Annotated in this window: 11 protein-coding genes; all 11 read right to left on the bottom strand. The window is 39.8% G+C overall.

Annotated features, from left to right (window positions below):
* Positions 1–12 precede the first annotated feature (12 nt).
* The 11 genes from ABIB30_RS07080 to ABIB30_RS07030 all read right to left on the bottom strand — a co-directional run bounded on the left by ABIB30_RS07080 (position 13) and on the right by ABIB30_RS07030 (position 15204).
* A complete protein-coding gene (locus ABIB30_RS07080) occupies positions 13–1593 on the bottom strand; it encodes a RagB/SusD family nutrient uptake outer membrane protein (RefSeq protein WP_354300565.1) in 1581 nt (526 codons plus the stop codon).
* Positions 1594–1627: 34 nt separating this feature from the next.
* Positions 1628–4612 (bottom strand): SusC/RagA family TonB-linked outer membrane protein, encoded by a 2985-nt coding sequence (locus ABIB30_RS07075; RefSeq protein WP_354300563.1) that lies wholly within the window; start codon positions 4610–4612, stop codon positions 1628–1630.
* A gap of 422 nt (positions 4613–5034) precedes the next feature.
* A complete protein-coding gene (locus ABIB30_RS07070; protein WP_354300561.1) occupies positions 5035–6063 on the bottom strand; it encodes a LacI family DNA-binding transcriptional regulator in 1029 nt (342 codons plus the stop codon).
* Between the two features lie 477 nt (positions 6064–6540).
* Positions 6541–6927, bottom strand: a complete 387-nt coding sequence (locus ABIB30_RS07065; RefSeq protein ID WP_354300560.1) for a VOC family protein — start codon at positions 6925–6927, stop codon at positions 6541–6543.
* A gap of 436 nt (positions 6928–7363) precedes the next feature.
* Complete coding sequence (locus ABIB30_RS07060; protein ID WP_354300559.1) at positions 7364–8815, bottom strand: M20/M25/M40 family metallo-hydrolase; 1452 nt, start codon at positions 8813–8815, stop codon at positions 7364–7366.
* Between the two features lie 72 nt (positions 8816–8887).
* The gene (locus ABIB30_RS07055; RefSeq protein ID WP_068403627.1) at positions 8888–9859 is read right to left on the bottom strand and encodes a polyprenyl synthetase family protein; all 972 of its coding nucleotides are present in this window, start codon (positions 9857–9859) and stop codon (positions 8888–8890) included.
* An 80-nt stretch (positions 9860–9939) separates the two neighbouring features.
* Positions 9940–10908: a YpdA family putative bacillithiol disulfide reductase gene (locus tag ABIB30_RS07050; protein ID WP_354300556.1), complete on the bottom strand. Its 969-nt coding sequence runs from the start codon at positions 10906–10908 to the stop codon at positions 9940–9942.
* 7 nt (positions 10909–10915) lie between these two features.
* Positions 10916–12331 carry an MBL fold metallo-hydrolase gene (locus ABIB30_RS07045; protein WP_354300554.1) on the bottom strand — a complete coding sequence of 472 codons (1416 nt, stop codon included), beginning with the start codon at positions 12329–12331 and terminating at the stop codon, positions 10916–10918.
* A 19-nt stretch (positions 12332–12350) separates the two neighbouring features.
* Complete coding sequence (locus ABIB30_RS07040) at positions 12351–13367, bottom strand: asparaginase (protein WP_354300552.1); 1017 nt, start codon at positions 13365–13367, stop codon at positions 12351–12353.
* A 6-nt stretch (positions 13368–13373) separates the two neighbouring features.
* On the bottom strand, positions 13374–14141 hold the full coding sequence (locus ABIB30_RS07035) for a TatD family hydrolase (protein ID WP_354300550.1): 768 nt from the start codon (positions 14139–14141) through the stop codon (positions 13374–13376).
* A gap of 70 nt (positions 14142–14211) precedes the next feature.
* On the bottom strand, positions 14212–15204 hold the full coding sequence (locus ABIB30_RS07030; protein WP_183865972.1) for an FKBP-type peptidyl-prolyl cis-trans isomerase: 993 nt from the start codon (positions 15202–15204) through the stop codon (positions 14212–14214).
* Positions 15205–15276: the final 72 nt, after the last annotated feature.

Raw genomic sequence — 15276 nt, 5'->3', positions numbered from 1 at the left:
ATAGATTTTAAATTAATAACCAGGATTTTGAGTCAGATTAGGATTGGAGATTAAATCTGCCGATGGCAATGGGAAAATACTGCGTGTAGCTTCTGTACCACGTCCTGCTTTAACACCACCTTTATAAGGCCATAGATAAGAAGCATCAGTAAATTTGCCAAAACGTACCAGATCTGTACGTCTGTAACCTTCCCAGAAGAATTCTTTGGCTCTTTCAGCCAAAACACCATCTAAAGTCAATGAAGTTACATTTCCTGAATCATTACCATAAGCACGTTGACGCAGCAAATTAACATAACTTACAGCCTGGCTTAAAGAACCACTGCCACCACGCAAAACAGCTTCGGCATAGTTCAGATAAGCTTCAGGCAAACGGAATAACGGAAAATCTATAGAACAAAAAGTTCCATTGTTTGAAGGTGCTGCAACACCTGCCTTACTAACATTTCTGAATTTTACTGCACGTAAACCATCTGTAAATACACCTACGTCGTCATTTGTAGCTTTATCTCCAAAGAACATTGCTCTGGAATCCGGATTAGAGGTGAAAGCACCATTAATGCCGAATATAGCAGGTAGCGTTGAACGTGTACGAATACCGCCCCAGCCACCGCTTGGAACACCAAAAAGAGCAGGGTTCATATCTCCATTGATAGAAGCATTAGTCAGGAAGGTTGTACCTCCAAAATTCTGAGTCAGATTACCATCATAGTTAATAGACAAGATTACCTCAGGATTATTCAGGTTATTATCAGCAAGGAATAGATTTTTATAAACAGAGTTTAATGAATAACCAGCTCCGATTACTTTACTGGCGTAAGCAGCTGCTTCTGTATTTTTAGCTGTACCTGTATAAACTGAAGCATTCAGATAAACGCGGGACAATAACATCTGGTCTGCTCCTTTTGTTACTCTTCCATAATCACTTGTACCTGGCAATTCTGATTCTATCGCTAACAATTCACTTTCCACATATTTAAATAAATCTGCACGTTTGATTTGCTGAGGAGCAACCTTACCAATCTCATTCGCTTCTGTAATAAATGGAGGATTACCATACAAATCCATTAATACCCAATATTGGTAAGCACGTAAAAATCTTGCCTCTGCTCTGTAAGCTGTAATATTTGTGGCATCTGTTCCTGTGATATTGCGGGAAGCCAGCTTCTCAGGTGTACTTTCACGTAAAAATTCATTAACCACAGTGATCTGGTATAGACTTCTTGTATATAAACCACGCAGAATTACGTTATCTGAAGTATAAGTCTGGAAATTTAAATCATAAACTCCAGGATCATTCCAAACACAGATTCCCTCATCAGAAGTTAGTTCCTGAGCATTCCAGTATAAACGAATAAAATCTGAAGCACCAGCATCAATACCACCAAGGTCGCTGCTTCCTGAACCACCACCACCTGTGGTAGCAAAACTACCATAGATCTTAGCCAGAACCTGTTTGTAACCATCCGGAGTAGAATAAGCTACATCCGAGATGATGTCATTAGTTGGCTTTAAGTTCAGGTCTTTTTTACAAGACGAGAAAGTGGCCAGTAATACGGCAGTTGCCGCAAATATTTTGAATAGATTTTTCATGCGTATGAAATTTTATTTTATCGGTGATGAACTATTAAAACCCTACGTTTAGACCTAAACTATAAGTTCTTGGTCTTGGATATAAATTATAATCTATACCAGTAGTGCTCTCCGGATCAATCCCTTTATACTTAGAGATTATAAATACATTCTGAACATTTGCTGTAATACGCAGATTTGCTTTTGAATTTGGCGACAAGCGGCCAAAATTATAAGCAAGACCAGCATTATCCATTTTCAGGAAAGAAGCATTGTGAATATAATAGTCGCTCAGGTATTGATTATTTGAAAAATTTGTATCGTAAAATGTGCTGCTTGCATTGTTAATTAATCCACTAGGACTCAATACATTTCTATTCACACCAAGATTAGAGGAAACATTATCATAGATATAGTTACCGATATTACCACGCAACACCGTACTCAATGTTAATTTTTTATAACTGAATGAAGTCGTGAAACCCAAAATAAATTTAGGTGCAGGAGATTTGTAAAAATATCTGTCCTGATCATTCACTATGCCGTCATTATTCAAGTCAGCATATACACCTTCAATAGGTTTTCCCTGGGCATTATAAACCTGTTTATAAACAAAGAAAGAACCAGGATTGTAATTAGCAGCATTCCATTTCAGCGTAGTACCAGTTGCACCTGTAATATCTCCGGCACCAACTTTAAAGTTAGGATCCGGGTTCAGGCTCAGGTTGGTTACTTTATTCTTATTGTAAGTAAAGTTAAAGCCCATATCCCACTTCACATCATCCGTTTTAATAATACCAACGTTAACACTCGCTTCAATACCTTTATTCTCCATGTTACCCACATTGGTTAACAACTGGTTGCTAAAGTTCGTTCCAACTGCAATAGGCACAAGACTTAACAAATCTTTAGTTTTTTTGTAGTACACATCTACACTACCATAAACTCTTCCACCAAAGAATCCATAATCAATCCCTGCGTTATAAGTCGTAGACGTTTCCCATTTCAGGTCTTTATCATACTGTATTGGGGTAAACATATGATAAAATTGATTTCCGATCTGGTACTGTGCTTCATTCACACTGGTATAATAATTAGGCAGATAAGTATAATTACCAAAACCATCCTGCTGACCAGTAACCCCGTAACTTAAACGCACTTTCAAATCAGAAAAAACTTTACTGTCTTTCAGGAATGATTCATCGATTGCTCTCCAGGTAAATCCTGCCGATGGAAAATAGCCCCATCTTCCAGCTTCACTAAATTTCGAAGAACCATCAGCACGCATTGTTCCTGACAAGATATACTTATCAGCAAAAGTGTATACTAAACGTCCATAATATGATAATAATCGATTTTGCTGTCTGTCAAAAGGGAACACAGGTACTTTTTGTACATTACCAACTGCATTATAGTCAGTAAAATTATAAGTCGTAGTTGAGTTCTCATAGAAGCCATATCCAGCAGTTGCATTAATATTACTTCTGATATCTTTCAGATCTTTAATGTAGCTAAAGAAAGCTTCAGCTACTTTGTTATGCTGAACTGCCTCATATTGTGTAGCCGTTCCTAAAGTTGCATTACTTTGCGCAGCATAGGCAGGAACTCTAACAGTTCCGTATCCTTTAGAGACATCATATCCACCATTTACATTGAAATGCAATTCAGGCAAGAAATGAAAAGAGTAGTCCAGTCTTAAATTACCAAAACTTCTGTCCGCTTTACCATTATTCTGTTTTTCTTCAATTAATCCCAGCGGATTTTTAGGTGCATTAGGATTTAATTGTCCAGTAGAACCTATCCATTCGTAATATCCACCATAGGCATTGTTTGCATACACTGGCTGTGTAGGATCAAACGAAATTGCATTAGATACGGCATCTGTATTTGCAAAACGCGTTTCGCTTAATGATCCTTTTAAATTTAAATCAACTTTCAGATGGTTATCAAAGAAAGTAGGATTCAACGTAATTCCGGCAGTAGCCCTGGTCATACGATCGGTACGCAATAAACCTTTCTGATCAAGATAGCCACCAGATATTCTATAAGGGATTTTTTTAAAGCTTCCGGAAATACTTAAATTATTATCTGTAGTGAATGCATTGTTATAAATTACATTCTGCCAGTCTGTATTGGCTGTTCCCAACAATGCTTTCTGAGCAGCAGTACCATTCGCGTTTACATAATCACGAATCTGATCTGCACTTAATACGCCGACCTTCTTAGCGACAGTTGCATAGGAATTCACGGTACTGAAATCAATTGAAAGTTCTCCTGACTTACCTTTTTTAGTAGTGATCAAAATAACCCCATTAGAAGCTCTTGATCCATATATTGCAGTTGCGTTTGCATCCTTCAATACAGTAAAAGTTTCAATGTCATTCGGGTTAATTAAACTTAATGGATTACCAACACCAGCAATTACATTACCACTTACCGCACCTACTGTCATGTTGTTACCGAAAGGAACACCATCAATAACAATCAAAGGATCATTACTTGCAGTCAGAGAAGCACCACCACGAATACGGATCACACTTCCTGATCCTGGCTGCCCGCCATTAGACACGATAGATACACCAGCAACTTTACCTGCAATCAGCTGTTCAGGAGAAGTAATGTTACCTGCCTGAAAGTCTTTGGAGCTTACCGTGGTAATTGATCCCGTCAGGTCTTTTTTCTGTGTAGTACCATAACCGATTACCACTACTTCATTTAAGTTCTGTGCATCTGGCTTCAGGGAGAAGTTTGCCACTGTATTTCCCTTTACTGTAACGTTAAGATCAAGGGAGCTGTAACCAATATAGCTCGCAGTTAAGGTAACCGGACCATTAGGTACACCAACGATTTTGAAGTTGCCGGCTGCGTCCGTACTAGCGCTTCTGCCCTGGCCTTTAACCAGTACCGAAGCTCCCGGAAGTCCAAGACCGGTTTCATCAATAATTTTACCAGTTATTGCACCGGTCTGTGCTTGTACTGCCAATGCCGAGATGGTTAAAACCAATAGCATACAATACCTCATCACGTAAAATACTTTCATATTTAATAACTTATTTAGGTTATATATTTGGATAATATAGACTGTGTATCACACACATCGTAAATTTACATTCGAGGATCACATTTCAAAATTTAATATCAAATAATTTTTTAACACAATATTTAATATCACAAAAAGGTCAAAATACCCTAATAAATTCTACGTGTTTTTCAGACATAACTCTACAAAACAAGCATTCAAAAAACTGTAAATCAACAATTTATATCAAATTTCAGCCCAATAAAAGTGTTTTTTTTACACTAAGTCTTTTTCAGACAGATTTCCGGGAACGATACCGGGAACGTTCCCGAAGAAAGAGAAGCTTATTAACAATGGCGACAGAAAAAAAAACTTAAATTCTGCGTATTTCCGGAGAACCCAGAAAATTTCTGCTCAAAAAGCCTCGATTTAGTAACTGGAATTTAACGTTTTTTTAACGTTATAACAGCGGTAGAATTCCGCTTCATTAACTTAGAGTCAAGTACAATTTTTTCATTGACGTTCACCGACTCCGGATGTTCCAGCATCTTGAATAAAAGCGAAGCTGCCTCCACCCCAATTGCCGTTGCCGGCTGAGTCACTGTCGTTAAAGATGGGTTTAAAAGTGGTGCAATTTCCAGGCTTGAAAAGCCTACAACCTTCACCTGATCTGGTATAGTAATTTCCAGATCATGACAAGCATAATAAGTGGCAAAGGCTAAACGTTCAACCGAAGTAAAGACCCCATCGGGCTTTAGCTTTTTGAACATATCCTTCAGAATTACGTTATTCCGTTTATAACTATTCGTACAATCCACAATGAGCCGGTCATCAAAAGGAATATTATATTTTTCCAGCGCATCAAGATAACCCTGCATCCTGGTTTTACCAATGGACAAATTCTTATTGATAACCAGGCATGCAATCCTTTTACACCCTTGCTTAATCAAATGCTGAACGGCCGAAAAGCTACTGTCATAATCATTGGTAATCACTCTTGGCGTAATAATATCCTCATAAACCCTATCAAAGAAAACAAGCGGTAACCTTTGCTGATTCAGCTCATTCAGGTAATTATGATCATTAGCCTCACCTGATACCGACATGATAATCCCATCCGCACGTCCATTGTGTAAATGCCTGATAAAAGAAACTTCTTTCTCATAATCATCATCCGTTGCATAAATGAGGATATGATATCCCCTGGCCCTGGCTACACCTTCTATCCCATGAATTACCTGTGAAAAGAAATGATTGGCCAGCTCGGGCACAATAACTGCAATAGTCTTACTGCGCTGTTCCCTTAAATTACTCGCATAATGATTCGGCTGATAATTCAGCTCTTTCGCCGCAGCCAGAATCTTATCCTTAGTGTCCTTGCTAATATCACTATTATCCCGAAAGGCTCTGGAAACAGTTGAAGTCGATAAATTAAGCGCTTTCGCCAGTTCTTTTATATTGATATTACGCATCTACGCCTCTGCAATTATTTTTTACAAGGTAAATATAACCGAAAATCGCTAACCTCTCCTAATTTAAATAGAGTTCCCTTTCCTGAGCTCTTTCTTTTTAGAGGACAGCGCTCCAGTCCGTTCCCTAACGATATAGCAACCAGAAATCAAGCGGAATAAGGTGAAAAAAGAACACAAATACGACCACCGTAACCAATTGACTATCAATGTAGTTATACTACCTTGTTCAGACGTCATTCGGAGATCTTTCCCAAGCTGTTCAAACGTCACCCAATCGCCATCGAACAACAACTAAACTAAAGGTGAATTATTTTTTAAAAAAATAATCACTATAATATTGCTTAATAATTACGTGTATTGTTGAAACTAACCACACAAGATCATCGCAATTTTACAGGAAGGCTCTTTATTAGCAGATATGAGTGATGGGGTTTCCAAAAGTATGTATTGCAGAAAATTTACGAATTAAAGAATAGCCTATTCAGCAGCATCCTTCGGTTCCCAAAGCTCAATCACGTTCCCTTCCGGATCGAGTACATGGACAAATTTGCCATAATCATACTCCGCAATTTCATCAACAATGGTGACGTTCTCCCTTTTGAGTTCCTCTACCAGCTCAACGAGATTTTCCACCCTATAATTAATCATAAAAGGCTTGGTTGACGGATTGAAATATTTTGTATCCTGCGGAAACGTACTCCAGGTCGTCGAACCCCCTTTTGACGGATTATCAGCCTCCCGCCACTCAAACGTTGTTCCATATTCACTCGTAGCCAATCCCAGATTTTTGGCATACCATTCGTTCATCCCTTTCGGATCGTCACATTTAAAAAATACCCCACCAAGGCCCGTAACTTTTTTCATAACTAAGAATGTTTGCAATTAAAGAAATGATATAAAAATCAAAAAAGCTGTCTATTAAACTCTTTACGAACAACTTTCTATTAATTTCCACCTATTTTAGGACATTACCAAATCTATTTTCACACCTGTCAGCCCTACAACAACTATCCTACCTAACCATCCTACAACAACCATCCCTACCTAACCATCCTACAACAACCATCCCTACCTAACCATCCCACAACAACCATCCCTACCTAACCATCCTACAACAACCATCCCTACCTAACCATCCTACAACAACTATCCCTACCTAACCATCCTGCCACCCCATACCAAATATGGAGATACTAGAAAAAAAACAATATACCAATGTGAGGACATTCGTTCCGAGCCCCCTTCGGGCGACGGCAATGTCGGCCGAACATGGTATATTGTTTTTTTTCGGAGGAACGACTTATTTATCCCACTTCCACTCCCCTGCAATCCTCAACGGCTCCTCCAACTTATTCTCTCTCAAAAACCCCTTCAAATCCTCATCAGACTGCTTCCCAACCGGAAGAACACTTGTATTAGCCAGCCCATAAGTTAACATTGCACTAAACCTTACCGTATTCTTTAAACCCTGCTCATCCACCAGTTTGAAACTATCCCCATCAGAATGATAAAACTGTCCCGAATGATTAGGCAGTTCCCCACCAGCACCACCACCAGTAGGAATTCCTTCTAACATAAACGGCTGATGATCACTATGCAACCACGCCCCAAAAACAAACACATTCTTGAACCCCGTATCAATCTTCACAATCTCTTCACCCCAGCTCGTAAACAAACCCTTCATCTCCGCTCTGCTCGTTGCAAAACCCTTCGGATCGTTTGTCATATCATAGTTCAGCATAAACTTTACCTTTCCTAAATCCCCCTTTTTCTCTGCCTGAGCGATATAAGCCTTAGAACCCAATAAACCCTGCTCTTCGCCCATAAACAAAATAAACTCTACCGTTCTCTTTGTCTTTAACTTTAAAGCCTTAAAAGACCTCGCCATATCCATCACTGCAAAAGAGCCAATCCCATTATCGATTGCACCTGTAGCCAGATCCCAGCTATCCAGATGCCCGCCAACTAAGATCTTTTCATCCGGTAAAGAATCACCCTTCAAAGTCGCAATTACATTTCTCGCTTTGATCATACCCGAGAAGTTCTTCATAGCTAAACTCGCAAACTGAGGCTTAGACTTCAACTCCTCCTTTAACCGCATTCCATCCTCCAGCCCAATACAAACCGCCGGGATAGAGATCAACTTGCCGGTTACCGAAGCTGTTCCGGTCAATAATACACCACCCTTAACCCCGTTGATAATAATAATTCCAACAGCACCATGACTAATTGCAAGCGCCGTCTTCTCAGAACGGTGTAAAGAAGCAGTTCCCGCTGGCGATCCTGGTAATACCCCTAGATAAACCAAGGCTATTTTTCCTTTTACTAAACCTGCATCTTTCGTATAATCACTCTCCAGACCATTGCCTAAATCAACCAAACCTGCCGAAACAGCAGACTTGACAGGAGAATGTGCCAAGGCTACAGAAGGAACAACCTTTAATGAACCAGCCGCATCACCTACTTTAGTTTCATTGCTGATCCTGCTCCAGCTCTCTACCTCGAAAGGCTGGTAACGCACATTATATCCATAAGATTTAAATAAATTAAAAGCATATGCTTCTGCTTTGGCTCCATTTGCGGAACCAGTTAAACGGTGACCAATTGTTTCTGTAGCAGATTTCAAAGTGCCATAAGCCTTTGAATGTTCCTGGACATCCGTATTAATCTGACTAAAAGCTTTACCGAAATTATCCTGAGCATGTGCAGAAACTGCCAGCCCGGCGAAAAAGAGAGAAAAAAGTATCTTCATGGAAATATATTTCGATTAAAATAAGCTTTTAATTAAAATATATAAGGACAAAAAGATACTGTATGGGAATTGTTACTTTTTACGTTCCGTGGTATAACGAACCAGTTGTTCAAGCCCTGTTCTGGCCTCACTCTCTTCAAAAGTATATAAGATATCAAACGCTTCCTGCTGATACTGCGCCATTTTTTCATTGGCATAATGCACTCCCTGCTTCTCATTCACAAAATCAATGATCTGCTGTATTTTAGCAGGTTCATCATTGTGATTTTTTACCAGGTTAATCATTTTCTTTTTTTCCGTCTTATCCGCACGATTTAAAGCATAAATTAAAGGAAGCGTAACTTTCTTTTCCTTAATATCTATCCCTAAAGGCTTACCTACATCGTCCGTTCCAAAGTCAAAAGTATCATCCTTGATCTGAAAAGCAATACCGACCTTCTCTCCGAATAAACGCATCTTTTCGATCGTTTCATCATCTGCACCAGCCGAAGCAGCACCACAAGCACAACAAGATGCAATCAGTGAAGCAGTCTTCTGACGGATAACATCAAAATAAAGCTCTTCCCCAATATCCATTCTCCGAACTTTCTCGATCTGTAATAACTCACCCTCACTCATCTGCTTAACCGCTTCAGAAACGATTTGCAACAGGCGAAACTCATTGTTATTCACAGAAAGCAAAAGTCCTTTGGCCAGCAAATAATCACCCACCAGCACAGCAATCTTATTTTTCCATAAAGCATTGATAGAAAAAAAGCCCCTGCGCTCATAAGCATTATCAACTACATCATCATGAACAAGCGTCGCCGTGTGTAATAATTCAACCAGCGCAGCACCACGATGTGTGGACTCAATAATCCCCCCGCAAAGTTTAGCGGCAAAAAAAACAAACATAGGTCTGATCTGCTTACCTTTTCTCTTGACGATATAGTGTGTGATCCTATCCAATAATGGAGCATCACTGTGCATTGAGGCCTTGAATTTTTCTTCAAAGACTGCTATATCTGCGGCTATGGGTTTCTTAATCTGATTTATTCCCGGCATTCAGGTTTGAAAATATTTGCAAACTTAACTAAATTCAGTTAATTCTGCTTGAATGAAATTTTAAAATTGAATTATTACGTTTAGTGCCTTAAAGCAATGTGCTGAAAGATTTGTTCTGCATGAACCCTGGAATTCTCAATAAACCATTTATGCGTGTCCATACCTCCGCAAACTACCCCTGCAAGGTATAAACCCGGCAAGTTTGTTTCCATCGTTTCAGGATTATAAGCTGGAGCAGTACCCGATTCACCATCCAGTTTTACGCCCAGTTTTTTCAGCATTCCAAAATCAGGCTGATAACCAGTCATGGCAATCACCCAGTCATTGGCTATTGTAATCGTTTCTTCAGGAGTTTTGATAGTCACGCTATCTTCAGTAACTGCAATCACTTCTGAATTGAAATAAGCTTTGATTTCTCCCTCTTTAATCCTGTTTTCAATATCCGGGCGTACCCAGTATTTCACATAAGAGCCGATTTCAGCACCACGGATAACCAAAGTAACCTTTGCACCTTTCCGGTAAGTTTCCAACGCGGCATCAATACCAGAATTATTTGCACCGATAACTACAACATTCTGAAAAGCATATAAATGGGGATCTTTATAATAATGTGCAACCTTAGGCAGATTTTCGCCTGGAATATCCATCAAAAGAGGCACATCATAAAAACCAGTCGAAATAATCACATTTTTAGCCCGGTAAGCTCTTTTAGAGGTCTGAACCTCAAACTCACCAGTTGCTATTTTACGCACTTCCTCTACCTTTTCAAAAAGATTGATTTGCAAATCAAATTTCTCCGCTACCCGGCGATAATATTCTACCGCTTCATTCCGGTTTGGCTTAGGGTTAATGCTTACAAACGGCACTTCTCCAATCTCCAGCTTTTGAGAAGTAGAGAAAAAGGTCATAAAAACAGGGTAGTTGTACAGGCTGTTCACCAACGCACCCTTTTCTACAATAATATATTTAAGTCCCGCCTTTTGGGCTGCTATCCCACAAGCCATCCCAATCGGGCCGGCACCAATGATCAGCACATCATATTCTTCCATCAACAAATCAGGATTTAAGTTCTTTAGCTGACGCAGAATTATCTGTGCGTTTCAGACCCGTTGAACGGATTGCAGCGTAACCGCCTTTGATATCGACTACATTCTCTACCCCTCTTGCTTTAAGGATAGAAGCAGCAATCATTGACCGGTAACCTCCAGCACAGTGGATATAATAAGTTTCCGAAGGATTGATCTCATTTGTCCAGTCATTGATATAATCAAGAGGACGGGTCAGGGTGCATTCCAGATGTCCGGCTTCATATTCTCCGGGCTTACGGACATCCAGTACTTTTAAATCCGGATGCGTATGTATCATCTCTTCAAATTCAGCAACAGATACTGAACCAATAGTTTCTACATCTTTACCCGCAGCGACCCAGGCAGCAATTCCGCCTTCCAGATAGCCAATAGTATGATCGTAACCAACTCTTGCCAAACGGGTAATAGCCTCTTCCGCTTTTCCTTCTTCTACGATGAGTAGTAAAGGTTGCTTCAAATCAGTAATCAATGCGCCTACCCAAGGGGCAAACTGTCCGTTCAGGCCGATATTAATTGAAGATGGGATGAAAGCACTGGCAAAATCCTGCGGATCTCTGGTATCCAGGATTAATGCCCCCATATGGTTTACCGTAGCTTCGAATTCTTCTGGCTCCATCGGGATTAATCCCTTTTCCTTAACCTGAGCAAAACTTTCGTAACCATTTTTATTGATGGCTGCGTTCTTCGCAAAATATTGTGGCGGAGGTAAAGTACCTTCCGTTACTTGTTGAATGAAATCATCGCGGTCAGCAGTTTTAAGCGCATAATTAACTTCTTTCTGATGTCCTAAAGTATCAAACGTTTCTTTACTCATATGTTTACCACAGGCAGAGCCTGCGCCATGCGCCGGATAAACCAATACGTCATCTGGTAAAGAAAGAATCTTCGCTTGTAGGGAATCATATAAGATGCCAGCCATTTCCTCAGCTGTCTGCGCACCTTTTTGTACCAGGTCCGGTCTGCCAACATCGCCGATAAAAAGCGTATCTCCTGTAAAAATACAGTAGGGCTTGCCATCTTTATCACTTAACAAATAAGTAGTAGATTCAGGAGTATGGCCTGGTGTATGTAAAGTCGTGATCGTTAAATCACCGATTTTAAATGTTTCTCCGTCCTTAGCGATATGGGAGTCAAAAGTTGTTTGTGCAGTAGGCCCGTAAATAATTTTCGCACCCGAATGCTGGGCAAGATCGACGTGCCCTGAAACGAAATCTGCATGAAAATGTGTTTCAAAGATATATTTGATGGTCGCACCAGCCAACTTAGCTTTTTTAAGATAGGGTTGAACTTCCCTTAAAGGATCAATAATTGCTGCCTCACCATTGCTCTCAATATAATAAGCTGCCTCGGCCAGACAGCCTGTATAAATTTGCTCTATTTTCATCTAGAATATGTTTTTTATATTACGCTGTTAACTCACCGCGCAAAGATTGCTCCATTAGGCTTGCAATTTCAGTATTTGTAAGATTTTGACCCATCAAGTACATTAGCTTGGTCACGGTCGCCTCAAATGTCATATCAAAACCGCTGATAATACCCATTTGCTGTAGTTTTTTACTTGTTTCATATTTGCCGAGCTCAACTGACCCACCCTGACATTGTGAAATATCAACAATCAGTTTACCCTGGTCTATGGCTGCTTGCAAACTGTCAATAAACCATTGTGCTGTTGTGGTATTACCTGATCCGAAAGTTTCCAATACGATCGCATCTACTGAAGATGTGGTGATCGCCTGAACAGCTTGCGGAGTAATACCCGGATATAATTTCAGCACGCCGATATTGGCATTGAAATTTGACTGCACTACTAATGGTTCTTGCGGAAGATCGTGAATATAATTCGTATAAAAAGAAAGGCTCACTCCTGCTTCTGCCAGAATGTGGTAATTCGGAGATTGAAAAGCTTCGAATTTCTCTGAATTATACTTGATAGAGCGATTTCCGCGGAACAACTGATAATCGAAATAAATACAAACTTCAGGTACCATTGCTACCCCGTTATTTTTAGTAGCGACAATTTCAAGCGCAGTAATCAGGTTTTCCTTAGCGTCCGTGCGGATTTCTCCAATAGGCAACTGTGAACCGGTCAGCACGACTGGTTTTGCCAGGTTCTTCAGCATAAAGCTCAATGCAGAGGCCGTGTAGGCCATCGTGTCAGAACCATGCAGTACAACAAATCCATCATAATCAGCATAGGTATCTTCAATAATCCTGGCCAGCTCCGCCCAGATAATGGGGTCCATATTGGAAGAATCCAGAATGGGGTCAAAAGAGTGTACCGACAAATGATAGTTCAAACGGGCCAGTTCAGGTACATTCTGCTGGATTTGTTCGAAGTCAAAAGGAATTAATGAACCCGTCAGCGGGTTGTTGACCATACCGATAGTTCCACCTGTATAGATAATGAGAATTTTTGTCATGTAAAGCTAGACGTTAAATATTTTGATAGAATTAGCTGTAGTTACTTCTGCTACTTTTTCCACAGGGATATGATAAATATCAGCAACTTTCTGTGCAATGTGCACCAGGTAACTGCTTTCGTTGGGTTTGCCTCTGTAAGGTACCGGCGCAAGGTATGGCGAATCAGTTTCCAGTACCAGGTTTTCCAGGTCAATATGCGAAAGCACCTCGTCCAGACCAGCCTTTTTATAGGTAACTACACCACCTATCCCCAGATAGAAGCCTAACTCAATTGTTCTTTGTGCTTGTTCCAGGTTACCGGTAAAGCAATGAAGAATCCCCCTCAGGTCTTCTCCTCTTTCTGCTTCCAGTACTTCAAAGACCTCATCGAAAGCTTCCCTGCAATGAATCACAATCGGGAGCTTTAATGCCTTAGCCCATCTGATTTGTTCATAGAAAGCATCTTGCTGTATACCTAAAGTAGTTTTATCCCAGTAAAGGTCAATACCAATCTCGCCAATCGCGTAAATCTTTCTGCCCGCTATACTTTGATGAATTTCTTTCAATACTTCCTGATATCCTTCTTTGACTTCGCAAGGATGCAGTCCAGCCATAGCAAAACAGTTATCAGGATACTTCCTCACCAGGTCATCGATCTTTGCGATGGAAGAGATATCAACATTAGGAAGGAATAAACGGTCTATATTATTTTCGAAACAGCGCTGAAAAAGCAGCGCCTGTTTTTCCTCCTCCGTTTCGTAATACAAATGTGTATGCGTATCGGTTAAAAACATAAAACAAAGTTAATAAAAAAACCCTGTCCGGATTACCGGACAGGGTTTATACGTTTGATTAAAATCAAAATTATTTTTTAGCAGCAGGAGCCATAACCGGCGCTGCAGCTGCAGGTGCACCTGTAGGTTTTTTGATGTCAGTTATTTCAACATCAAAAGCCAATGGAGAGAATGGAGTGATACCGCCTTGTGGCATTCCACCTTCACCGTAAGCTAATTTTGAAGGGATGATCAAAGTGATCTTTCCACCTTTACCAATTAACTTCAAGCCTTCGTCAAATCCTGGAATTGCTCTTCCGATAGTAAATGGACGTGGGCCATATTGTGCCATTGCATTGAATTTACCTGATTCTTTAGCTACTTTTTCGATACTTGTATCAAAAATGCTTTCTTTACCATCAGATTTTTTAGTTAGTAATTTACCAGTGTAATTTACCATTAAAGTATCTGTAGGTGTAGCTCTTTGTGCATCACCAGGAGCTGTAATTACGTATTGTAAACCAGAAGCAGTAGTTTGTACTTTTAATTTATTGTCTTCGATAAAGTTTTTGATTTTACCTGCTTCAGCAGCTTTATGTTTAGCAACTGTAGCCTGGAAATCTTTCTGGAAAAACTCAGTAGCTTTTTTCTGGAAAGTTGAATCAGCTTCACCTTTAGCTTTATGCATTACTTTTTCGATTTTCACAGTGAAAACCATGTATTTATCTTTTTGAGTAGCTGGTTTTGGCTGGTTTGAATATTTAGCCATTGAATCCAGGTCAATTTTGAAAGTAGCACTATCACCTTCTGCTAACAACATTAAAGCATCAGAGATATCTCCTGCCCATTGTTTTTTAGATACTGGGAATACAGCTGGTTGCTGAATATCATAAGTACTGCTGGTTACTGAATCTTTCTCAGTTTTCTGAATTGCATTGATTTTGATAATATCACCTTCAACGATTTTATCTTTTCCTTCAGTCTTGTGGATGGTGTACATCAGGCCTCCCGGACCTTTTTTGAAGTTGTTACAAGCTGCTAAACCAAGTGTAGCGGCAAAAAGAATTACTAATGTTTTTTTCATTTTAGATTTATTGTGTTTTATTTTAATTTCACGAGGTACGTTTCAACTATCCTGCAATTTATACAATCTCCG

It is taken from the genome of Pedobacter sp. UYP1 (assembly GCF_040547305.1).
Lineage (GTDB): Bacteria > Bacteroidota > Bacteroidia > Sphingobacteriales > Sphingobacteriaceae > Pedobacter.
This window is presented reverse-complemented; position numbering and strand designations above follow the sequence as displayed.